Origin of the sequence: Rhodanobacter sp. KK11 (assembly GCF_033345435.1) — a bacterium.
GTDB lineage: Bacteria > Pseudomonadota > Gammaproteobacteria > Xanthomonadales > Rhodanobacteraceae > Rhodanobacter.
The window spans coordinates 140725-161937 of sequence record NZ_JAWPMI010000002.1; the positions used below are offsets into that span (position 1 = coordinate 140725).

At 68.8% G+C, this 21213-nt stretch carries 20 protein-coding genes and 1 pseudogene; 14 read left to right on the top strand and 7 right to left on the bottom strand.

The window, feature by feature from the left end:
- Positions 1-237: 237 nt before the first annotated feature.
- Positions 238-1125: a phenylalanine 4-monooxygenase gene (gene phhA, locus R5H19_RS07060; protein WP_318158284.1), complete on the bottom strand. Its 888-nt coding sequence runs from the start codon at positions 1123-1125 to the stop codon at positions 238-240.
- A gap of 138 nt (positions 1126-1263) precedes the next feature.
- Here phhA and R5H19_RS07065 point away from each other — a divergent pair, with 138 nt between their 5' ends.
- The 4 genes from R5H19_RS07065 to R5H19_RS07080 all read left to right on the top strand — a co-directional run bounded on the left by R5H19_RS07065 (position 1264) and on the right by R5H19_RS07080 (position 7056).
- Positions 1264-1740 (top strand): Lrp/AsnC family transcriptional regulator, encoded by a 477-nt coding sequence (locus R5H19_RS07065; RefSeq protein WP_318158285.1) that lies wholly within the window; start codon positions 1264-1266, stop codon positions 1738-1740.
- Between the two features lie 40 nt (positions 1741-1780).
- Positions 1781-2581 (top strand): lysophospholipid acyltransferase family protein, encoded by an 801-nt coding sequence (locus R5H19_RS07070; protein ID WP_318158286.1) that lies wholly within the window; start codon positions 1781-1783, stop codon positions 2579-2581.
- Positions 2578-3597, top strand: a complete 1020-nt coding sequence (locus R5H19_RS07075) for an alpha/beta fold hydrolase (RefSeq protein ID WP_318158287.1) — start codon at positions 2578-2580, stop codon at positions 3595-3597. The genes R5H19_RS07070 and R5H19_RS07075 overlap by 4 nt, the downstream gene beginning before the upstream one ends.
- Positions 3598-3693: 96 nt before the next feature.
- Entirely contained in the window at positions 3694-7056 is a 3363-nt protein-coding gene (locus tag R5H19_RS07080; protein WP_318158288.1) for a GH92 family glycosyl hydrolase, read from the top strand.
- Here R5H19_RS07080 and R5H19_RS07085 read toward each other — a convergent pair.
- Both R5H19_RS07085 and R5H19_RS07090 read right to left on the bottom strand, forming a co-directional pair.
- A complete protein-coding gene (locus R5H19_RS07085) occupies positions 7053-7682 on the bottom strand; it encodes a 2OG-Fe(II) oxygenase (protein ID WP_318158289.1) in 630 nt (209 codons plus the stop codon). The two genes, R5H19_RS07080 and R5H19_RS07085, sit on opposite strands and share 4 nt — an antisense overlap.
- Before the next feature lie 23 nt (positions 7683-7705).
- Positions 7706-7923, bottom strand: a pseudogene (locus R5H19_RS07090) (DUF3820 family protein).
- A 76-nt stretch (positions 7924-7999) separates the two neighbouring features.
- On the opposite strand from R5H19_RS07090, the gene R5H19_RS07095 reads away from it, so the two are divergent.
- Positions 8000-8404 carry a DUF1778 domain-containing protein gene (locus R5H19_RS07095; protein ID WP_318158290.1) on the top strand — a complete coding sequence of 135 codons (405 nt, stop codon included), beginning with the start codon at positions 8000-8002 and terminating at the stop codon, positions 8402-8404.
- The gene (locus R5H19_RS07100; protein ID WP_318158291.1) at positions 8401-8913 is read left to right on the top strand and encodes a GNAT family N-acetyltransferase; all 513 of its coding nucleotides are present in this window, start codon (positions 8401-8403) and stop codon (positions 8911-8913) included. Before R5H19_RS07095 ends, R5H19_RS07100 begins: the two co-directional genes overlap by 4 nt.
- Positions 8914-8952: 39 nt before the next feature.
- Here the strand turns inward: R5H19_RS07100 and R5H19_RS07105 are convergent, their stop codons facing one another.
- The gene (locus R5H19_RS07105; RefSeq protein WP_318158292.1) at positions 8953-10428 is read right to left on the bottom strand and encodes an AAA family ATPase; all 1476 of its coding nucleotides are present in this window, start codon (positions 10426-10428) and stop codon (positions 8953-8955) included.
- A gap of 101 nt (positions 10429-10529) precedes the next feature.
- On the opposite strand from R5H19_RS07105, the gene R5H19_RS07110 reads away from it, so the two are divergent.
- From R5H19_RS07110 to R5H19_RS07145, 8 genes are all read left to right on the top strand, one after another.
- Positions 10530-11618, top strand: coding sequence for a PQQ-dependent sugar dehydrogenase (locus tag R5H19_RS07110; protein WP_318158293.1), 1089 nt, complete (start codon positions 10530-10532; stop codon positions 11616-11618).
- Between the two features lie 167 nt (positions 11619-11785).
- A complete protein-coding gene (locus R5H19_RS07115) occupies positions 11786-12079 on the top strand; it encodes a GIY-YIG nuclease family protein (RefSeq protein ID WP_318158294.1) in 294 nt (97 codons plus the stop codon).
- Between the two features lie 128 nt (positions 12080-12207).
- Positions 12208-12831: a YbhB/YbcL family Raf kinase inhibitor-like protein gene (locus R5H19_RS07120; protein ID WP_318158295.1), complete on the top strand. Its 624-nt coding sequence runs from the start codon at positions 12208-12210 to the stop codon at positions 12829-12831.
- A gap of 135 nt (positions 12832-12966) precedes the next feature.
- Entirely contained in the window at positions 12967-13122 is a 156-nt protein-coding gene (locus tag R5H19_RS07125) for a DUF1328 domain-containing protein (protein WP_007809737.1), read from the top strand.
- Between the two features lie 54 nt (positions 13123-13176).
- Positions 13177-13539: a hypothetical protein gene (locus R5H19_RS07130; RefSeq protein ID WP_318158296.1), complete on the top strand. Its 363-nt coding sequence runs from the start codon at positions 13177-13179 to the stop codon at positions 13537-13539.
- Between the two features lie 28 nt (positions 13540-13567).
- Positions 13568-14053, top strand: coding sequence for an ABC transporter ATP-binding protein (locus R5H19_RS07135; protein WP_318158297.1), 486 nt, complete (start codon positions 13568-13570; stop codon positions 14051-14053).
- Positions 14050-14373: a hypothetical protein gene (locus R5H19_RS07140; protein WP_318158298.1), complete on the top strand. Its 324-nt coding sequence runs from the start codon at positions 14050-14052 to the stop codon at positions 14371-14373. Before R5H19_RS07135 ends, R5H19_RS07140 begins: the two co-directional genes overlap by 4 nt.
- Positions 14370-15557, top strand: coding sequence for an AI-2E family transporter (locus R5H19_RS07145; RefSeq protein WP_318158299.1), 1188 nt, complete (start codon positions 14370-14372; stop codon positions 15555-15557). The genes R5H19_RS07140 and R5H19_RS07145 overlap by 4 nt, the downstream gene beginning before the upstream one ends.
- An 18-nt stretch (positions 15558-15575) precedes the next feature.
- Here the strand turns inward: R5H19_RS07145 and R5H19_RS07150 are convergent, their stop codons facing one another.
- The 3 genes from R5H19_RS07150 to R5H19_RS07160 are packed head-to-tail and all read right to left on the bottom strand — an operon-like array spanning position 15576 to position 21093.
- Positions 15576-16322: an SDR family NAD(P)-dependent oxidoreductase gene (locus R5H19_RS07150; RefSeq protein ID WP_318158300.1), complete on the bottom strand. Its 747-nt coding sequence runs from the start codon at positions 16320-16322 to the stop codon at positions 15576-15578.
- Positions 16319-17902, bottom strand: coding sequence for an efflux transporter outer membrane subunit (locus R5H19_RS07155; protein ID WP_318158301.1), 1584 nt, complete (start codon positions 17900-17902; stop codon positions 16319-16321). The genes R5H19_RS07150 and R5H19_RS07155 overlap by 4 nt, the downstream gene beginning before the upstream one ends.
- Positions 17902-21093: an efflux RND transporter permease subunit gene (locus tag R5H19_RS07160; RefSeq protein ID WP_318158302.1), complete on the bottom strand. Its 3192-nt coding sequence runs from the start codon at positions 21091-21093 to the stop codon at positions 17902-17904. The genes R5H19_RS07155 and R5H19_RS07160 overlap by 1 nt, the downstream gene beginning before the upstream one ends.
- Positions 21094-21213: the final 120 nt, after the last annotated feature.

Below are 21213 nucleotides of genomic sequence, written 5' to 3' on the forward strand. Positions count from 1 at the left end.
TGTGGGAACGATGCTCGTGCGAGGCTTCGAGCAATTCAAGCGACGGGGTCCCGACGAATACAGCCGGACCGCCGTTGCTGGCGCGCAAGCTGCGCACGAAGCGTCGGCTCGATCGCCAGGTTGAACAGGGCCGGGTGGCGGGCTCGACCGACGGTCGACCCTCAGGCTCCGATCGGCAGGCAACGAAAAGGGCCGGCATGTTGGCCGGCCCTCGCGCGTCCGTGTGGCGTGGACGGATCAGGTATCCGCGTTGGTGGCCCAGCCCACGCGATCGCCGCGGGTGAACACGCGGTCGCTGTCCAGCACGTCGCCGGCGGCGTGCACGGGCTGTTCGCGCAGGCGCGCGTAGATCGGGGTGAAGTCGGGCCGGGTCGCCTCGAACAGCTGCTCGAAGCTGTCGATCACGAAGTAGGTCTGCTGGTAGGTGTCGATGCGGTAGCGCGTGCTCATCACGCGTTCCAGGCCAAAGCCGATGCGGTTCGGCGACGGCGAATCCAGGCAGTAGATCGACTCGCCCTTGGAGCTGACGATGCCGGCACCGTAGATGCGCATGCCCTCGTTCGTGTTGATCAGGCCGAATTCCACCGTGTACCAGTACAGCCGGGTCAGGTTCATCAGCGCGTCGGGGCCGATCGCGAACGCCTTCATGCCGCCGCGGCCATACGCCTGCATGTAGTCGGCGAACACCGGATTGAGCAGCAGCGGCACGTGGCCGAACAGGTCGTGGAACAGATCCGGCTCGCTGAGGTAGTCGAGCTGGTCGGGCTTCCTGATCCACCAGCTGACCGGGAAGCGGCGATGGGCCAGGTGATCGAAGAACACCTCGTCCGGCAGCAGGCCTTCCACCGCCACCAGTTCCCAGCCGGTGGCCTTGGCCAGCACCTTGTTCAGCTCGGCGAACTTCGGAATGCCGCCGTCGCCCAGGCCGAAGCGCTCCACGCCGGCCATGAATTCCTGGCAGGCACGCCCGGGCAGCAGCTCGCGCTGGCGCTTGAACAAGGTGTCCCACACCTCGTGGTCGGTCCGGCTGTAGCTGGCCCACGGCTGCTCGACCACGCCGGTGGCATAGACCGGCACGTAGCCGCGGTCGGTCTGCTGGTGTTCGACTTTGCGGGGCGTGTCCATGGGCTCGACTCCGGTGCGGCTTGGGGCAAGCCACAGCATACGGCCGTTTCGCCGCACTAAGGTTGTTTTGTTGTCTTGATCGACGCGATGAATGCACTATTCTTGCGTTTGAATGGATATGAAGCAAGGATGTTGCGCATGACGACACTCGATCGCACCGACCTGCGCATGCTTGCCGTGCTGCAGAGCGAGGGCCGCATCACCAACGCCGAGCTGGCCGAGCGGGTCAGCCTGTCGCCGTCGGCCTGCCTGCGCCGGCTGCAGCGGCTGGAGGCGGACAAGGTGATCACCGGTTACGCCGCGCAGGTCGATCCGCAGGCGGTGGGGCTGGGCCTGCAGGCGTTCGTGCGGGTGCAGCTGAGCAAGCACGAGAGCGCGGCGGTCGAGGGCTTCGTCGAGCGCGTCAACGGCTGGGACGAGGTAGTCGCCTGCCACGCGCTGACCGGCGACATGGACTACCTGCTGCACGTCTACGTGGCCGACCTCAAGGACTTCTCGCGCTTCCTGCTCGACCATCTGTTGAACGCGGCCGGGGTTGCCGATGTCAATTCCAGTTTCGTGCTGCGCACGGTGAAGCGTTCGCCGTCGCTGCCGCTGGCCCAGCTCGAACGTTGAACCACGCGCCCGTACCGACTGACGTTAAACTAATCGACCGATGAGCCTCGATACCACTACCGTGCCCGACCGCGACCTGCTGCGTCCGCTGCGTTACCTGTGGCGGGTACCGCTGCTGCTGCTGCACATCGTGCTGGGCATCGCGCTGTGCGCGTTCATCCTCAGCTGGAATCAGCACGCGGTGATGGAGAACGGCCGCGAGCCATTCGCGCACCGCATGATCCGCTGGTGGTCGGTGCGCCTGCTGCGCATCTTCGGCCTGCGTGCGGTGCGCTTCGGCGAGGCGCGGCGCGATCCGGTGCTGTTCGTCGCCAACCACACCTCATGGATCGACATCGTGATGCTGCACAGCCAGCGCGCGGCCTGCTTCGTGGCCAAGGCGGAGATCGCCGGCTGGCCGCTGGTCGGCTGGCTGGCCAGGAACGGCGGCACCATCTTCCACCGCCGCGGCAACAACCACTCGCTGTCCACGGTGATGCAGGCGATGGTCGAGCGGCTGCGCGGCGGCCGTTCGGTGGCGGTGTTCCCGGAAGGCGGCACCGGCCACGACGGCGTGCTGAAGACCTTCCACGCGCGCATCTTCCAGGCGGCGCTGGATGCCGAGGTGCCGGTGCAGCCGGTGGCGCTGCGCTTCGCCCGTGACGGACGGCGGCAGGTCGACGCCGGTTTCCGCGAGGGTGAGAATTTCCTGCACAACATCGTGCGCATGCTGGGCGAGGCGCCGATGGATGCCGAGGTGCACTTCCTGACGCCGGTGCCGGCCACTCCGGAGGCGCGCCGACGCATGGCCGAGCTGTCGCGCGAACGCATCGCCGCCGCCCTGGAAGATCGCCCCGGATGAGCCTGCTGCACGGAAAGGATTTCCGCCCGCCCTGGCCGCTTACCAGCGGCCACATCCAGACCATGCTGTCCTCCAGCGGGGTGCGCCGCATCCTGCTGCCGCGCGCGGCGAAAGCCGTACTGCAGGGCGCCGAGCCGGTGGTGGTCGACGGCGGCGGCGGGGTGCGCCTCACCGGCGCGCATACCGCGCAGAAAACCCGGCCGCAGTCGCGCGGCCTGGCCGTGCTGTTCCACGGCTGGGAAGGCAGCGTCGATTCCACCTACGTGCTGCAGACCGGCAGCCGCCTGCTCGCCGACGGCTGGGACATCTTCCGGCTGAACTTCCGCGATCACGGCGACAGCCACGGGCTCAACGAGGCGCTGTTCCACTCCTGCCGCCTCGACGAGGTGGTGCACGCGCTGGGCGACATCGCCGCGCGCTGGCCGGCGCGGCCGATGGCGCTGGCCGGCTTCTCGCTGGGCGGCAACTTCGCGCTGCGCGCGGCGATGCAGACCTCGCGCGTGGGCATTCCGCTGAGCTACGTGCTGGCGGTGTGCCCGATCATCGACCCCGGCGAGGGCCTGTTCTCGCTGGAGGAATCCGCGCCGTGGTTCTACCAGGCGTACTTCATGCGCAAGTGGCGGCACTCGCTGCTGGCCAAGCAGAAGGCGTTCCCGCAGCACCAGTACTTCGAGATGTCCGAACTGAAGCAGCACCTGCGCGGGCTGACCGAGTCGCTGGTGCTCAGGCATACCGACTTCCAGTCCCTGCAGCAGTATCTGGACGGCTATTCGGTGGCCGGCGACATCATGCAGGCGATGCAGATCCCGGCCACCATCCTCACCGCCAAGGACGATCCGGTGATCCCGGTGGCCGGCTTCGAGAAGCTGCAGCTGCCGGCCAACGTCGAACTGGACATCGCGCCGTTCGGCGGCCACTGCGGCTTCATCCGCGGCTGGGACATGACCAGCTACACCGACGACTACATCGCCGCGCGCTTCAACGCGGTGGCGGACGCGGCCGTGCCGGCGGGCTGAACGCCGGCACGATCGCCTGGACGAGCGGGTGCCCACGGACGAACGCGCACCATCACCGTGGGCAAGCCAGGGGCGGGCATGATCGGATCGGGGAGGATGGGGAACTTGCACGCGGCCGGCTGGCTGCGCCGCGGTTTGTGGCTGGCCTGCCTGCTGCCGTGCCTGGCGGCCGGCGCCGCGGACACGAGCTTCCTGCGCTCGTTCGAAAACGCGGAGCCGGCGCCGCTGGCGCCCTTGCCCGGCGCCTCGTTCAGCGTCGACGTGGCCGGCGGTCCCGGCCGGGCGGCGGCGCTGACCGCCAAGCCCGGCGTCGGTTTCAGCGGGCTGCGCTCGCTGCACTACCGCGGCAACGCGGGCGGGCAACAACAGGCGGAGCTGTACGCGGTGGATCTGCCGGTACGGCCGGATACGCAGCTGTCGTACCTGATCTTCCCGCTGTCGAACGCGGACGACCTGCGCAACCCTGCCACCTATGTGGCGGTGGACCTGCTGTTCGACGACGGCAGCCGGCTGTCCACCCGCGGCGCGCGCGACCAGCACCGCATCGGCGCCTCGGCGCGCGCGCAGGGCGACGGCCGCACGCTGTACCCGGACCAGTGGAACTACCTGTCGATCGACGTCGGCGCGGTCGCCGCCGGACGCACCATCAAGCGCATCGTGCTGATGCACGACGGCCCGGCCGCCGGCTTCGAGGGCTATCTGGACGACCTGCGCCTCGGCGCCGCGCCCGCGGATACCCGCCGCCGTCCCAGCGAGTTCGTCGACACCCGCCGCGGCAGCAACTCCAACGCCCGCTTCTCGCGCGGCAACAACTTTCCCGCGGTGGCCGTGCCGCACGGCTTCAACTTCTGGACGCCGGTGACCGACGCCGGCTCGAACTGGATCTACCAGTACCAGCAGCGCAACGATGTCGACAACCGCCCACGGCTGGAAGCGTTCGCGCTGTCGCACGAACCGAGCCCGTGGATGGGCGATCGGCAGACCTTCCAGCTGATGCCGGCCGCGGTTCCCCGCGGTGCGCCGAGCGCGAATCGGGCGGCGCGCGCGCTGAGCTTCAGCCATGCGAACGAGACCGCGCACGCGCACACCTATCGCGTTGCCTTCGACAACGGCATCATCACCGAGATCGCGCCGACCGACCACGCCGCGATGTTCCGCTTCACCTTCGTGGGCGATCGTGCGCAGCTGGTGTTCGACAACCGCGACGACCGCGGCGGCATCGTGCTCGATCCGACCGGGCGCAGCTTCAGCGGCTGGTCCGACGTGAAAAGCCGGCTCTCCGCCGGCGCCACCCGGCTGTTCTTCTACGGCACGCTGGACCGGCCGGTGCGCGAGAGCGGCCGGCTGCGCGGCGAAGGCCGCGACCGCGTGGCCGCCTGGTTCGGTTTCGACACCACGCAGACGAAAGTGGTGAACCTGCGCATCGCCACCTCGCTGATCAGCCTGGCCCAGGCGCAACGCAACCTGGCGCTGGAGATCGCGCCGCAGGAAACCTTCGACGACGTGCGCGAACGCGCGCAGCGGCAGTGGGACAAGCAGCTCGGCATCGTCAAGGTGCGCGGCGCCAGCCGCGACGAGCTGACCACGCTGTACTCCAACCTGTACCGGCTGTTCCTGTATCCGAACGCCGCCTACGAGAACACCGGCACGGCGGCGCAGCCGCACTACCGCTACGCCAGCCCGTTCTCCGCGCCGGTCGGCCCGGACACGCCCACGCAGACCGGCGCGCGCGTCGTCGACGGCAAGCCGTACGTCAACAACGGCTTCTGGGACACCTACCGCACCGCGTGGCCGGCCTACGTGCTGCTCACGCCGACGCAAGCAGGCGAGATGATCGACGGCTTCGTGCAGCAGTTCCGCGATGGCGGCTGGATCGCGCGCTGGTCGTCGCCCGGCTACGCCGACCTGATGGTCGGCACCAGCGCCGACGTGGCGTTCGCCGACGCGTGGCTGAAGGGCGTGCGCGGCTTCGACGTGCGCGCGTTCTACCAGTCCGCCCTGAAGGACGCCACCGTGGTCAGCCCGCTCGCCGGCACCGGCCGCAAGGGGTTGCAGCGCTCGATCTTCCGCGGCTACACCGACACCGGCGTGGAGGAAGGCCTGTCCTGGTCGATGGACGGCTACATCAACGACTTCGCGATCGGCAACCTCGCCGCCGCGCTGGCGCGGCAAGCCGCGACGGACGACCCGTATGCCGCGCACTACGCCGACGATGCGGCGTACTTCCGCCAGCGTGCGCTGGGCTACGCGAACCTGTTCGACCCCGCCGTCGGCTTCTTCGTCGGCCGCGATGGCAACGGTGACTGGCATCACGGCGCACCGGATTTCGACCCGCTGCGCTGGGGCGGCGACTACACCGAGACCAACGCCTGGAACATGGCCTTCCACGTGCCGCAGGACGGCGCCGGCCTGGCCGCGCTGTACGGCGGCCGCGCCGCGCTGGCGGCCAAGCTCGATGCGTTGTTCGCCACGCCGGGCGAGTTCCACGTCGGCAGCTACGACGAGCCGATCCACGAGATGCTCGAAGCGCGCGATGTGCGCATGGGCCAGTACGGCCACAGCAACCAGCCCTCGCACCACATCATCTACATGTACGACTACGCCGGGCAGCCGTGGAAGACGCAGGACAAGGTGCGCGACGTGCTCAGCCGCCTCTACGTCGGCAGCGAGATCGGCCAGGGCTACCCGGGCGACGAGGACAACGGCGAGATGTCCGCCTGGTACCTGTTCAGCGCCGCCGGCTTCTATCCGCTGCGCATGGGCACACCGGAATACGTGATCGGCGCGCCGTACTTCCCGCACATGGACATCGCGCTGGAGAACGGCAAACACCTGGTGATCGACGCGCCCGCGGTGAGTGACGTCAACCGCTACGTGCAGGGCCTGCGCGTCAACGGCCGGCCGTGGCACCGGCTGACCCTGCCGCACGCGCTGCTGGCGCAGGGCGCCACGCTGGAATTCAGCATGGGGCCGAAGCCTTCGCGCTGGGCCAGCGGCGAAGATGCCGCGCCGCCATCGCTCACCGGCGCGGGCGTACCACGACCGTTGCGCGATCTTCTCGACGAGCGGTTGGGCCGCGTCCATGCCTCGTCCACCATCGCAGGCCTGCCGCTGCTGTTCGACAACGACTCCGGCGCCGAGGTGATGCTGCCCGGCGTGGCGACCACAATCGATTGGCGCTTCGCACGGCCGCTCCGGGTGACGATGCTCACGCTGACTGCAGGCAGCACGGCCACGGCACCGTCGGCTTGGCAGTTGCAGGGCTCCGCCGACGGACAGCACTGGGCCACCCTCGATGCACGCCACGGCGAACGCTTTGCCTGGCCGCAGCAGACCCGCGCCTTCGCCGTGCGGGCGCCGGGCGAGTACGCGTACTACCGCCTGCAGGTCGACGCGGCCACGACCGACGCCAGGCGCGCCCTGGCCGAGATCGAGTTGCTCGGTGCCGATCCCCGCTAGGCGGGGACGTCCTCGCCGGCGGCATCCAGCGGGCGCTGCCGCATCCAGCAGGCGATGCTCAGGCGCTCGCGCGTGGCCGGCAGCACCTCGTGTTCGAACCGCGCGGAGAGGAACAGCAGCAGGGTGCCGGCGTGCGGATGGATGTCGCGGTGCGCGCCGTCCTCCAGGTACAGCCGCAACGCGCCGCCGTCGGCTTCCTGCCAGCCCTCGTTGAGGTAGAACACCGCCGAGACCACCCGTGCATCGCTGTCGCGCAGGCGATCCAGGTGCCGCGCATAGCGCGCGCCGGGCGGATACACCGCGTAGTGCGCCTCGCACTTGACCAGGCCCAGCATCAGCTCGCGGTTGAGTGCCATGCGCAACGCGTCGAGGCGCGCGACGAATGCCCGTTGCGGCGGGCTCGCTGCCGCCGGGTCGAACCATTGCGTGCGGTCGCCGCGCAACTCCGTGGCGGCGTGCGCCGCACCGACGACCCGCGCCGGCGCCAGCTGCCGCGCCGCGTACAGCGACATGCACTCGTCGGCGAGCGCACGGGTCTGCGCCGGCGTCAGCAGCTCGGTCAGCATGCACCAGCCGTCGCCGGCCAGTGCGTCGGCGGCGGTGCGGAAGAGGCTGGCGTCATCCATGCGCGCAGTGTAGCCAGCGCGGCTCAGGAAGGGTGCCGGCGCAGCGGCTCCAGCAACCGGGACAGGCCGTTGTGGTCGATTTCCAGCATCAGCGCCAGCAACCGGCCCAGCTCGCCGTTCGGAAAGCCCGTGCGCGCGAACCAGGGAGATACGCGCCGGGCAGGTCGGCGAGCAGCCGGCCCTGGTACTTGCCATAGGGCATGCGCGTCGTCACCAGCTTCTGGAGGTCTTCAGGTTGCACTGGGGTGTTTCCGTGCGTGATGCTGGCAATGCTACAATGTGCGTCGAACAGACGTACATATGACGAGGTGCCGGCCATGACGGCAACATCCAGAAAAATATCGCTTTCCCGTCCACAGGCGAGCGCGCCGGGCAAGCTCGTGCGAAAACCCGCCAAGGTCAAGAAAGTCGCCACGAAGCCGGTGGCGCCGGCCGCCAAACCCAAGGCCACGGGCCTCAAGCAGGCTAGGTTGGGCGTGCGGCTGGACGATCAGGTGAAGACCTTGTTGCAGCACGCGGCGAGCTTGCGCGGGCGCAGCATGACCGACTTTCTCGTCGACAGTGCCGTCGAAGCCGCCGAGCGGGTCATCAAGGATGCTTCGGTGGTCAGCCTGGCCATGGAGGATGCGCGCCGATTTGCCGAGGCCCTGTTGAACCCGCCTAAACCGAACGCAGCGCTGAAATCCGCTGCCCGACGCTACCGTGATCTGACTTCCTTGTGAGCGGATGGAAGGTCCGTTTCGAGGATCTTGATCGGGCGAACCAGCCGGTCGAGGCGTTCGATTGCGGCAACGCCGTGCTGACCCGTTACCTGCGCACGCAAGCGGGTCAGGACGTAAGGCGCCATATCGCGGCATGTGTCGTTGCGCTCGACGGGGAGACGGGTGCCGTGGCCGGTTATTACACGCTCTCTGCAAGCCGGGTGGATCGCAATGGACTTCCCGACGAACTGGTGAAGAAGCTCCCCCGGCACGAACACCTTCCCGCCGCGCTGCTGGGGCGGCTCGCCGTGGATGTGGCGTATCAGGGTAAGGGCCTGGGCGGCGCATTGCTGATGGATGCAGCAGAAGCAGTCATCGCGTCCCCCGTGGCGGCTTGGGCGATGATCGTGGATCCGATCGACAATGCGGCAGCGGTGTTCTATGGCAAGTATGGCTTCCAGAAGCTTGAGACGGATGGTACGCGAATGTTCATCCCGATGAAGACCTTGGCCAAGGCGCTGTCACAGTGAGGTGGTTGCTCGCGGGCTTCGGTGATTTTTCGCCCGCGTTCAATCCGCCGCCACACAGCGCCCCTGCGCCCACGCCCGCAACGCCTCCACCTGCTCGCGCATCAGCACCGACAGCGGCCGCGTCTGCTTCAAGGCATTGAGCAAGGTCGCCTGATCCGGTGGCGTGCCGTTGCCGGCCGCATCGTAGAGTGAGCTGACGATGGTCTGCTCGATTTCGGCGCCGGAGAAGCCGTCGCTGGCGGCGGCGAGGGCGGGCAGGTCGAAGCTGGCAGGGTCGAGTTTGCGGCGGGCCAGGTGCATCGCGAAGATCTCGCCGCGCACGGCTTCGCGCGGCAGGTCGACGAAGAAGATCTCGTCGAAGCGGCCCTTGCGCAGCAGTTCGGCGGGCAGTTCCTGTACTGCGTTGGCGGTGGCGACGACGAAGACCTTGGCCTTGCGTTCGGCCATCCAGGTGAGCAGGTAGCCGAGTACGCGGCGCGACACGCCGCCGTCATCGCCGCCGCTGGCCAGGCCCTTTTCGATCTCGTCGATCCACAGCACGCATGGCGCCAGCAGCTCGGTGCTGGCCAGCGCCTCGCGCAGGTTCTTTTCGGTCTCGCCCTGGTACTTGTCGTACAGCGTGCCGAAGTCCAGCCGCACCAGCGGCACGCCGAAGCCGCCGGCGATTGCCTTCGCCGCCAGGCTCTTGCCGCAGCCCTGCACGCCGAGCAGCAGCACGCCCTTGGGCGGGTCGAGCACGGGGTCCGGCGCGGCGGCGAGGAACACCGCGCGGCGCCGCTGCACCCATTCGCGCACCCGCGACACGCCGGCGATGTCGGCGAAGCTGGCGGTGGCGTATTCGTAGTGCAGCAGGCCGGAACGGTTGAGCAGGTCGAACTTCGACTGCATCAGCTCGGGCAGGTCCTGCGGGCCCAGCGCGCCGTCGTTGTAGATCAGCTTGCGCACGATGCGTCGCGCGTCCGGCGCGGACAGGCCGAGCAGGTTGCGCACGATGGTGCGCGCGGCGTCGTTGTCGACCTCGATGCGGCGGTTCTGCTCGCGCTGCCAGGCGACCGCCTCGCCGCGCAGGATGCCGGCCAGTTCCTTGAGGTCGGGCAGCGCCAGCGGCACGCGCAGCGACAGCGCTTCGAGTTCTTCCGGCAGTTCGACCTTGGCGCCGACCAGCACGATGGTGTGTGCGGCCGAGCGATGGCGCTGCGCGATCTCGCGCAGCTGGCGCTGGCTCATCGCGTAGCCGAGCAGGCCGTGGAAGTCGAACATCAGGTAGATGCCGCGCTGGTCCTGGGCGCGGATCGCCTCCAGCGTGGCGGTGGCATCGGGCGCCACCGCGGCACCGGGCTGGGCGAAGTCCAGCCGGGTGAGGCCGTCGGTGAGGGTCCAGCGCCACAGCGGGTACAGTGCCTGCGCGATCACGTGGCGGAAGCACTCGATCACGCGCTGCTCGTCCACCGTCTCGATCACCAGCAGCGGCGTGGCCGCGCGGACCAGGGTGGTGAGGTCGTCCAGTTCGCTCATGCGTCCCCCTCAGAAAGCCGCCAGTTTACCGGGCGCCGGTGCTTCTGGCTTCACGCGCGCCGGTATACGCTGCACGTTCCCTGTCGTCGTGGAGCCCCGCCATGCGTCTTCTGCTGTCGTTGCTGCTGATCCTGTCGTCGCTGCCGGCATGGGCCGCGCCGCCGCTGCAGCGGCTGGTCCTGCCGAAAGGCTTCCACATCGCGCTGTACTCCGACCAGGTGCCGGACGCGCGCGAGATCGCGCTGGGCGCGAAGGGCACGGTGTTCGTCGGTTCCAACGACGCCGGCAAGGTCTACGCGCTGACCGACGCCAACGGCGACGGCGTGGCGGACAAGGTGCGGGTGATCGCCAGCGGCCTGCAGCTGCCGGTGGGCGTGGCGTTCAAGGACGGCGACCTGTACGTCTCCGCGGTGAGCCGCATCTATGTGCTGCGCGACATCGAAAACCATCTGGACGATCCGCCGAAGCCCGCCGTGGTGACCGACAAGCTGCCCGGCGAGACCCACCACGGCTGGAAGTTCATCGCGTTCGGCCCGGACGGCAAGCTGTACGTGCCGATCGGCGCGCCGTGCAACATCTGCGATCCGGCGCCGGCGCACGGCAAGCTGATCCGCATGAACGCCGACGGCGGCGGCTGGGAAGACGTGGCCCGCGGCATCCGCAACACGGTCGGTTTCGACTGGCAACCGGGGTCGAAGCACCTGTGGTTCACCGACAACGGCCGCGACCTGATGGGCGACGACATGCCCAGCGACGAACTGAACGAGATCACCCGCCCCGGCGAGCACTTCGGCTATCCGTACTGCCACCAGGGCGACACGCTCGACCCCGAATTCGGCAAGGGCCGCAGCTGCAAGGACTACGTGCCGCCGGTGCTGAAGCTTGGCGCGCACGTGGCCGCGCTGGGCATGCGCTTCTACGAGGGCCGCATGTTTCCGCCCGATTACCGGGGCGCGATCCTGGTGGCCGAACACGGCTCGTGGAACCGCACGAGGAAATCCGGTTACCGCGTGATGGCGGTGCGCCTGGACGGCAGCAAGGTCGTCTCCTACGAGCCGCTGATCACCGGCTTCGAGCAGGACGAGAAAGCCTGGGGCCGTCCCGTCGACGTGCAGCCGTTGCCCGACGGCAGCGTGCTGGTCAGCGACGACCTGGCGGGGGCGGTGTATCGGGTGACCTACAAGCCGTGAGTGCGGTGCCATTTTGTTGCAAAGTGCGATGACCAGCTTCGCTGTTGAAAGGCGCCTCCTGCCTGCGCAGGAATGACGACTTGAGGGTTATGGGCGAGCGGTCCGCTTCTTTTATCTTGTCATTCCTGCGCAGGCAGGAATCGCATTTCAACACTGGAGAAAACGCCATGGACCGGCGACAACCCTGCGTCCACATGCTGGCGAGCAAGAGGAATGGCGTTCTCTACATCGGCGTCACCAGCGACCTGGTCAAACGCATCTGGCAGCACAAGAACGATGTGGTCGAGGGTTTTACCCACCGCTACGGTGTGCACACGCTGGTGTGGTACGAGCTTCATCCCACCATGGAGTCGGCGATCCTGCGCGAGAAGACGCTCAAGGCCTGGAAGCGCGACTGGAAGATGCGGCTGATCAACGAGGGCAACGTCGGGTGGCGGGACTTGTATCCGACTATTCTGTAGTTGTCGAAGTGCGATGCCTGCCTGCGCAGGCATGACGAGCGTGGAGGGTGCCGCGTTTTTCCGCCGTCATGCCTGCGCAGGCAGGCATCGCACTCGACAGGCAACCTGCTATCCAACGGAGAAACCCCATGCACCTGCGCAGCGACAGTTTCGCCAACGGCCAGCCGATCCCCGCCGAGTTCGCCTTCGGCAAGCGTGGCGATCCGGTCGCGCTGTCCGACAACCGCAGCCCGCAGCTGGCGTGGAGCGGTGCGCCGGCGGGTACCCGTTCATTCGTGCTCACCTGCATCGACCCCGACGTGCCCAGCCGCGGCGACGACGTGAACCAGGAGGGCCGCACGGTGCCCGCCGACTTGCCGCGGGTGGAGTTCGTGCACTGGCTGATGGCGAACATCCCGGCCGAATGCGGCGAACTGGCCGCTGGCGCCTGCAGCGACGGCATCACCGCGCGCGGCAAGCGCGCGCCGTTCGGCCCGCCGGGCAGCGTGCAGGGCGTCAACGACTACACCGGCTGGTTCGCCGGCGACGCCGACATGGGCGGCGAATACCTCGGCTATGACGGACCGTGCCCGCCGTGGAACGATGCGCTGCTGCACCATTATCACTTCAAGCTGCATGCGCTCGACGTGGCCGCGCTGCCGTTGGCCCACGGTTTCTCGCTGGCCGAACTGCGCGCGGCGATGGCCGGCCATGTGCTGGCCGAGGCGGAGCTGGTCGGCACCTACAGCCTGAACCCGGCCGTCACCAGCTGAACGCACGCGGGCGCAAACGTCGGTGTGGCGTGCATGGCGGCGCCGGCGCTCTTCACACCCGCATGGCACGGGCTGTGGGTGAATGGCGGCGGGCGGTTTCCCCACGACCGTCATCACTGCAAAGAGGACGCTCCCATGCTTCACTACGCCCTGGTTTTCCTGGTCATCGCGATCATCGCCGCCGTGCTGGGTTTTGGCGGCATCGCGGGTGCTGCCGCCGGCATCGCGAAGATCCTGTTTGTCATTTTCCTGATTCTGGCCATCATTGCGTTCTTCCGCCGTGCCAGTTGACGGCCGGCCGTCGCATTGCATCTGTGCCACCATGAGTCTTCTCCGGAGCAAGCAATGAACAATCCAGTCCAGCCCCCCGAACAGGCCGTCGGCGATCGCATCGACGAACGCGCCGAGCGGATCAAGCAGGCCACTTCCGAGGCGGTGGCCACGACCAAGGAAAAGGTGGAGCGCGCCGCCGATCACGTCGAGGAAGGCCTGCATCACGCCACCGACAAGGCGGCCGAGGCCGCCCACAAGGCCAGCGACAAGGCCGCCCGGGTCAGCGAGCGCAGCCGCGAGGTGTATGACGAGACGGTGGATCGCGCCGACGCGTGGCTGGAACAGGTACGCGACTACGTGCGCGAGAAGCCGGTGCAGTCGGTCGCCATCGCGCTCGGCGCCGGCTGGCTGCTCGGCCGCATCCTGCGACGCTGAGCGTCGCGACGCGACGCAGGGAACGGGAATGCACGACGAGGGTGAGTCACCCCACGCAGCGGCGGCGCCGGATCCGGCGCCGTCGTCGTCTGGATGGCTGACCGAGGTCGGCCAGCTCGCGCGCGCGGTCAAGCGGCTGTTCGGTGCGCAGATGCAATTGCTGGCGGCGGAGCTGGGGCTGGCGCGCAGCGCGGTTTCCTTGATGCTGCTGGCGGGGCTGGCCGCCACCGTGGCCGGCGTCGGGCTTGGCCTGAGCTTGCTGGGCCTGCTTGGCCTGCTGCTGGCGACGTGGTTCGAGTCGTGGATCTGGGCGCTGCTGGCGCTGGCGCTGCTGCAAGTGGTGTTCCTGTTCGGCTCGATCCTGCTGTTCCGCCGCTGCATGCACTGGATGAGCCTGCCCGCCACGCGCAGCGAGTGGAGTGCGATGATGCGCGAAACCTTGCGCAAGGCCGAAGCCGGCGATGCGGCCGGGCCGGGCGGCGGGCAGGACACTCCGGGCGAGGATCGGTCATGAAGGTATTCGATCGTGTGGCGAAGGTGCGGGCGGCCCGGTTGCGCATGCGCGCGGCGCGGCATGCGCTGACCACGCCGGCGGCGGCCCTGCTGGTGCGTGGCCGCAGGCATCCGTTGGCGACGGTGGGCACCGCCGCCGGAGCCGGCTTCGTGCTGGGCAGCCTCGACGTGCATCCGCTGCGGGTGCCGGGGCTGGGTTCGCTGCTCGGCGGGGGGTTGGCCGAGGCGGTGGCCTACGGCGCGCGCCTGATGGTCGAACTGGGTGCGCTGGCACCCAGCCCTGCCGCGGCGGCAGCTGCCGATGGCGATGAACCGGCATGAGCGAACCCGAACCCTCGCTCCCGCCGGCGCCCGGCGCAGCCGGCGTCGAGGTCGGCGCGCTCGCCATTCCGGATGAACCGGAAGCGGCCGACGAATCCGCACGGCAGGGGCTGCCCCGGCTGAATGCCGCACGCGGCATGCGCCGGCACCTGCGCGCGATCCGCGTGGTGCTGAACGTGCTGCTGCTGCTGGCGCTGCTGTACACCATCACGCTGACCAGGGCCCTGATGATTCCGCTGGTGCTGGCCGCTTTCATCGGCTTGGCCCTGAACCCGATCGTCGCCTTCGGTGCGCGCCTGCGCCTGCCGCGCTGGCTCACCGCCAGCGTGCTGATGCTCGGCCTGATCGTCGGCATCGGCAGCGGCGTGGGCCTGCTGGCGCAGCCGGCGGTCGGCTGGTTCCACGGCGCGCCGGCGGCGATCAAGAGCTTCGTGCCGAAACTGCGCAGCTTCACCAAGCCGCTGGAAGCGGCCAACCGCGCCACCCAGACCCTGGTCAGCAGCGGCACCAGTACCCGCGCGGCCGTGCCGCAGTCCGCGCCGGTCCCGATCAGCGCCTGGGACGTGGTCTCCACCGCACCGAAGGTGTTGGCGGCCGTGCTCAGCGTGCTGCTGCTGGTGTTCTTCTTCCTGATCTACGGCGACTCGATGCTGCGCCGGCTGGTCGAGATCACCCCCGGCTTCACCTACAAGCGGCATGCGGTGAGCATCGTGCGCGGCATCCAGAGCGAGGTGTCGCGCTACCTGCTCACCGCGCTGCTGATCAACGCCAGCCTCGGCGCGGTCACCGCCGGCATGCTGTGGCTGTACAAGGTGCCCGACCCGCTGCTGTGGGGCGCCGTGGCGATGTTCGCCAACTTCATTCCCTACGTCGGCGCGATCGTCACCACCACCGTGCTGGCGGTGGTGTGCATGCTCTACGCGAACGATGCCAGCCTCGAAGTGTTCCTGCCGGTGCTGACCTTCGCCGGCCTCACCGCGGTGGAAGGCAACCTGATCACGCCCTTCATCCAGGGCGCCAGCATGCGGCTGTCGCCGATCGCGATCCTGCTCTGGCTGCTGGTCTGGGGCTGGTTGTGGGGCATTCCCGGCGCGCTGCTGGCGGTGCCGATGCTGACCTGCGCCAAGCTGATCTGCGAGCGCGTGCGCGGCTGGGAGTGGTTCGCGCACATCGTGCAGCGCTGACCCGGTACGGCGGATCCCTCACCAGGCAATCGTCTCGCCGTCGCGGAAGAAGCGGCCGGTCGGCGCCGGCGTCGGCAGGCTGGCGGCCCACACGATGCCGGCGGCGCCGTCGCTCACCGGGCGGCCGCCGGGGCCGCCGAGGTCGGTGGCGACCCAGCCCGGGCACACCGCGTTGACCGCGATGCCGCTGCCTTCCAGTTCCGCCGCCAGCGTGCGGGTGTAGGCGTTGAGCGCGGACTTGGAGCTGCGATAGGCCACGCAGGCGCTGCCGCTCGACGCGCTGGCGGCGCAACCGCTGGAGACGTTGACGATGCGGCCGTAACCGTGCCGGCGCATCAGCGGCAGCAGCGCGCTGCACAGCCGCCAGCTGCCGAACAAGTGGGTCTGCATCGCCGCCAGCGCCTGGGTGAGGTCGCCGTCGCTGGCTCGCGCGTCGTGGTCGTAATAACCGCCGGCGTTGTTGATGAGCACGTCGAGCCGGCCCCAGGTGACGTCGATCCGGCGCGCCAGCGTGTCGACCTGCTCCTGTTGCGTGACGTCGAGTTGCACCGCGATCACCTCGCCGGGCGCGCCGGCCAGCTGGCGAGCCGCGCGCAGGCCCTTGTCCAGGTCGCGTGCGCCCAGCAGCACGGTGATGCCGTGCTCGCTGAGCTGGCGCGCCACCTCGAAGCCGAGCCCGCGGTTGGCGCCGCTGACCAGCGCCACGCGATACGTCGGCGTGATCGCCGGCGTCGCTGCCGGCGGGCGCCGGGCGGGCCGGCTCATGGCGCGGTGCCGGCCTGCGCCAGCGCGCTGCAACGTTCGTCGCCGCAGGCCTGCCAGCCGCCGCCGAGCGACTTGTACAGGGCCACCGCGCGGGTGTTGATCGCCGCTTCGGCCTGGGCCAGGTCGTCCTCGGCGGCGAGCTGGGTGCGTTCGGCGTCGAGCAGTTCGAGGAAGCCGGTGGCGCCTTCCTGGTAGCGCACGCGGGCGAGGTCGGCGGCGCGCTTGCTCTGTGCGGCCTGCTCGATCAGGTGGTCGACGCGCACGCGCTGCTGGTTGAAGCCGGTGACCGCGTTGTCGATGTCCTCGATCGCTTCCAGCACGGTGCGCTGGTAGTTCGCCTGCGCCGCCTCGGCGCGCGCCTCGCTGGCATGCAGGTTGGCGCGCACGCGCTGCACGTTGAGCCCGGCCCAGCTGATGCTCGGCGCCAGCGACCAGGCGCGCGTCGCCGGGCTGCCGAAATCGTTGCTGCGACCGGACAGGAAGCCGAGGAAGCCGCCCAGCGTGAGGTGCGGGAAGAAATCCGCCTTGGCCACGCCGATGCGCGCGGTGGCGGCGGCGTATTCGCGTTCGGCCATGCGCACGTCCGGACGGCGCGCCAGCACGTCGCCGGCGTCGCCGATCGGCAGCGTCGTGGCGATTGGCTTGAAGCTCTTCGGCGACACGTCGATGTCGAGCTCGCCGGGGCGCGCGCCCAGCAACACGGCGAGGCGGTATTCGATGGCGCTGGCCTGGGCCTGCAGCAGCGGCAGCTGCGCCTGCACCGCGGCGAGGCGCGCCCTGGCGCTGGCTACGTCCTGCTCCGAGCCGGTGCCGACCTGCTGGCGCACTTCGGTGAGCTGCACGGTCTGGCGCTGGTTGTCGATGTCGCGGCGGGCGATGTCCAGCCGCAGCTGGCTGCCGCGCAGCTCGAAATAGTTGCGCGCCACCTCGGCCAGCAGGCTGACCTGTGCGTCGTGCAGCGCCGCTTCGCTGGCGCCGAGGTCGGCGCCGGCCGCCTCCACCGAGCGGCGCACACCGCCGAACAAGTCCAGTTCCCACGACGCGTCGAAGCCGGCCTGGTAGGTGGTCGTGGTGAGTCGCTGCTCGCTGAAGCCCGGCTGCTGGCCGCGACTGCGGGTGTAGCTCGCGCCGGTGTCGATGCTGGGCAGCTGGTCGGACTTCGCGCCGCTGAGCAGCGCACGCGATTCGTTGAGCCGCGCCACCGCAATGCGCAGGTCGAGGTTGTTCGCCGCCGCGCGCTGGATCAACGCATCCAGCACCGGGTCGTCGAACTGCTTCCACCACGCGGCCTGGAACTGCGCGTTGCTTTCCTGGGCGGCGTCGAGGCTTTGCAGCTGCGGCGCGGCGATCTTGACGGCGTGGTAGTCGGGGCCGACGCTGGCGCAGCCCGCCAGCACGATGGCCGCGGCCAGCAGCGAGGCTCGGAACACCCCAATGGACGTGGAGCGGCGGCGCGTAGGGCGGGCACTGCCCGCCGCGGTGTCGGCATCGCCCGCCGTAGCGGTATGGCGGGCGGTGCCCGCCCTACGGTCGAGATCCCGGGACGCATAGGTGCCGAACATGGTCATGAAAATTTTCATCAGTGGTTCTCCAGCGCCGGCAGCGCATGCGCGGCGGCGCGTTCGGCCGCGCGCGCCTCGCGGCGCTCGACCAGCGCGCGGATGACGACGTAGAACAGCGGCGTGTAGATCAGTCCGAAGATGGTCACGCCGAGCATGCCGGCGAACACCGCCACGCCCATCGCGTGGCGCATCTCGGCGCCGGCGCCGTGCGAGGTCACCAGCGGCACCACGCCCATGATGAAGGCGATCGAGGTCATCAGGATCGGGCGCAGGCGCAGCCTTGCCGCTTCCAGCACCGCCTCATGGCGCGACATGCCTTCCAGCTGCATTTCGCGGGCGAACTCGACGATCAGGATCGCGTTCTTGCACGCCAGTCCGACCAGTACGATCAAGCCGATCTGGGTGAAGATGTTGTTGTCGCCGCCCGAGAGCCACACGCCGGCGATCGCGGACAGCAGCACCATCGGCACGATCAGGATCACCGCCAGCGGCAGCGACCAGCTCTCGTACAGCGAGGACAGCACCAGGAACACCAGCAGCACGCACAGCGGGAACACCAGCACCGCGGTGTTGCCGGCGAGGATCTGCTGGTAGGTCAGCTCGGTCCATTCGAAGCTGAAGCCGTTGGGCAGGTTGTCCTTCGCCAGCTTCTCCATCGCCGCCTGCGCCTGGCCGGAGCTGAAGCCCGGCGCCGGGCCGCCGTTGATCTCGGCGGTGGCGTAGCCGTTGTAGTGCTGCACGCGATCCGGGCCGGCGCCCTGCTTCACGGTGACGAACGAACCCAGCGGCACCATCCGGCCCTGCGCGTTGCGCGTCTTCAGCTGCAGGATGTCCTCGGGCGTATGGCGGAACGCCGGGTCGGCCGAGACGTTCACCTGGTAGGTGCGGCCGAAGCGGTTGAAGTCGTTGACGTAGAGCGAGCCCAGGTAGGCCTGCATGGCCTGGTACACGTCGCCCAGGTTCACGCCCACTGTCTTGGCCTTCTCGCGGTCCACGTCGGCGTCCACCTGCGGCACGCTGACCTGGAAGCTGGAGAACAGCCCGGCCAGCGCCGGCTCCTTGCGGCCGGCGGCGATCAGGTTTTGCGTCTGCTGGTACAGCTCGTTGAAGCCGCGGTCGCCGCGGTCCTCGATCTGCATGCGGAAGCCGCCGATCGTGCCCAGCCCCATCACCGGCGGCGGCGGGAACACCGCGATGTACGCATCCTGGATCGTGGCGAACTTCTGGTTCAGCGCCCCGGCGATCGCGCCGGCGGAAAGATCCGCGCTTTCGCGCTGGTCGAACGACTTCAGCGCCACGAACACGATGCCCGAGTTGGTGGAGTTGGTGAAGCCATTGATCGACAGGCCGGGAAACGCGATGGCGTGTTCCACGCCTGGCTGCTTCATCGCGATGGCGCTCATCCGCTTGATCACGTCCTCGGAACGGTCCAGCGACGCCGCGTCGGGCAACTGCGCGAATGCCACCAGGTACTGCTTGTCCTGGCCCGGCACGAAGCCGGTCGGTACGTGCGAGAAGCCGAACCAGGTCAGCGCGATCAGGCCGGCATACACCACCAGCGCCAGCTTGCCCTTGCCGACGACGCGCCTGACGCCGCCGACGTAGCGCTCCGCGCCGCGATGGAAGACGCGGTTGAACGGGCGGAACAGCCAGCCGAGCGCGCGGTCGATGCCGCGGGTGAGGCGGTCCTTCGGCGCGTCGTGCGGTTTCAGCAACACGGCGGCCAGCGCCGGGCTCAGGGTCAGCGAGTTGAACGCGGAGATCACCGTGGAGATCGCGATGGTCAGCGCGAACTGGCGGTAGAACTGGCCGGTGAGGCCGCTGACGAAGGCGGTCGGGATGAACACCGCGCACAGCACCAGCGCGGTGGCGACGATCGGTCCGGTGACCTCGTACATCGCCTTGCGCGTCGCTTCACGCGGTGATTCGCCGAGCTCGATGTGCCGTTCCACGTTCTCCACCACCACGATCGCATCATCGACCACGATGCCGATCGCCAGCACCAGGCCGAACAGGCTCAAGGCGTTGAGCGAGAAGCCGGCCAGGTGCATCACCGCGAAGGTGCCGATCAGCGACACCGGCACCGCCACCAGCGGGATGATCGAGGCGCGCCAGGTCTGCAGGAACAGGATCACCACCAGCACCACCAGCAGGATCGCTTCCAGCAAGGTGTGCGCCACCGCCTCGATCGAGCCGCGCACGAACACGGTGGGGTCGTACACGATGGAGTAGTCCACGCCCTGCGGGAAATCCTGCTTCAGCTGCGCCATGGTGGCGCGCACCTCGTCGGAAATCTGGATCGCGTTGGAGCCGGGCCGCGCGAAGATCGGCAGCGCCACCGCCGGCTGGTTGTCGAGCAGGCTGCGCAGCGCGTAGTTGTTCGAGCCGAGATCCACCTTGGCGACGTCGCCAAGGTGCGTCACGCCGCCATTGGCGTCGGTGCGCACGATGATGCGGCGGAAATCTTCCTCGCTGACCAGCCGGCCGCGCGTGTTGATGTTGAGCTGGAACGCGGCGTTGCCCGGCCCCGGCGGCGCATTCAGCGCGCCGGCGGCGACCTGCACGTTCTGCTCGCGGATCGCGTTGATCACGTCGCCGGTGGTCAGCGAGCGCTGCGCCAGCTTCTGCGGGTCCAGCCACACGCGCATCGAGTATTCGCCGGCGCCGAAGATCTGCACGTCGCCGACGCCGTCGAGCCGGCCCAGCACGTCCTTCACGTGCAGCCGCGCGTAGTTCGACAGGTACAGCATGTCGTAGCGCTGGTCGGGCGAGGTAAGGTGCACCACCATGGTCAGGTCGGGCGAGCTCTTCTGCGTGGTCACGCCGAGCCGCTGCACTTCCTCGGGCAGTTTCGGCAGCGCCTGCGCCACGCGGTTCTGCACGTCGACCTGGGCGGTATTGAGGTCGGTGCCCAGCGCGAATGTCACGGTGAGGGTGAGTGCGCCGTCGCTGGTCGCCTGCGAGGAGGTGTACAGCATGCCCTCCACGCCGTTGATCTGTTCCTCCAGCGGGGTGGCGACGGTTTGCGCGATCACCTTCGGATTGGCGCCGGGATAGGCCGCGCGCACTACCACAGTGGGTGGCACCACTTCGGGGTACTCGCTGATCGGCAGCTGGAACACCGAGATGGCGCCGGTGATCACGAACAGCAGCGACAGCACGGCGGCCATGATCGGCCGGTCGACGAAGAATTGGGCGATGTTTTTCATGCAATGCATCCTCGACGAAACGTTGGCGACGTCTCGGCTCTTTGCTCCTCCCCCTGCTTGCAGGGGGAGGTGGGGAGGGGGTAACGCTCTTGTTCTTGCTTTGCAGCGGGTCGGAGGGCT

Coding starts and splice junctions, on each gene's coding strand:
- R5H19_RS07115 (WP_318158294.1), top strand. CDS start 11,786: ATGGACCGGCGACAACCCTGCGTCCACATGCTGGCGAGCAAGAGGAAT.
- R5H19_RS07125 (WP_007809737.1), top strand. CDS start 12,967: ATGCTTCACTACGCCCTGGTTTTCCTGGTCATCGCGATCATCGCCGCC.
- R5H19_RS07160 (WP_318158302.1), bottom strand. CDS start 21,093: ATGAAAAACATCGCCCAATTCTTCGTCGACCGGCCGATCATGGCCGCC.
- R5H19_RS07140 (WP_318158298.1), top strand. CDS start 14,050: ATGAAGGTATTCGATCGTGTGGCGAAGGTGCGGGCGGCCCGGTTGCGC.
- R5H19_RS07085 (WP_318158289.1), bottom strand. CDS start 7,682: ATGGATGACGCCAGCCTCTTCCGCACCGCCGCCGACGCACTGGCCGGC.
- R5H19_RS07110 (WP_318158293.1), top strand. CDS start 10,530: ATGCGTCTTCTGCTGTCGTTGCTGCTGATCCTGTCGTCGCTGCCGGCA.
- R5H19_RS07120 (WP_318158295.1), top strand. CDS start 12,208: ATGCACCTGCGCAGCGACAGTTTCGCCAACGGCCAGCCGATCCCCGCC.
- R5H19_RS07095 (WP_318158290.1), top strand. CDS start 8,000: ATGACGGCAACATCCAGAAAAATATCGCTTTCCCGTCCACAGGCGAGC.
- R5H19_RS07075 (WP_318158287.1), top strand. CDS start 2,578: ATGAGCCTGCTGCACGGAAAGGATTTCCGCCCGCCCTGGCCGCTTACC.
- R5H19_RS07130 (WP_318158296.1), top strand. CDS start 13,177: ATGAACAATCCAGTCCAGCCCCCCGAACAGGCCGTCGGCGATCGCATC.
- R5H19_RS07150 (WP_318158300.1), bottom strand. CDS start 16,322: ATGAGCCGGCCCGCCCGGCGCCCGCCGGCAGCGACGCCGGCGATCACG.
- R5H19_RS07065 (WP_318158285.1), top strand. CDS start 1,264: ATGACGACACTCGATCGCACCGACCTGCGCATGCTTGCCGTGCTGCAG.
- phhA (WP_318158284.1), bottom strand. CDS start 1,125: ATGGACACGCCCCGCAAAGTCGAACACCAGCAGACCGACCGCGGCTAC.
- R5H19_RS07145 (WP_318158299.1), top strand. CDS start 14,370: ATGAGCGAACCCGAACCCTCGCTCCCGCCGGCGCCCGGCGCAGCCGGC.
- R5H19_RS07105 (WP_318158292.1), bottom strand. CDS start 10,428: ATGAGCGAACTGGACGACCTCACCACCCTGGTCCGCGCGGCCACGCCG.
- R5H19_RS07155 (WP_318158301.1), bottom strand. CDS start 17,902: ATGAAAATTTTCATGACCATGTTCGGCACCTATGCGTCCCGGGATCTC.
- R5H19_RS07080 (WP_318158288.1), top strand. CDS start 3,694: ATGGGGAACTTGCACGCGGCCGGCTGGCTGCGCCGCGGTTTGTGGCTG.
- R5H19_RS07135 (WP_318158297.1), top strand. CDS start 13,568: ATGCACGACGAGGGTGAGTCACCCCACGCAGCGGCGGCGCCGGATCCG.
- R5H19_RS07070 (WP_318158286.1), top strand. CDS start 1,781: ATGAGCCTCGATACCACTACCGTGCCCGACCGCGACCTGCTGCGTCCG.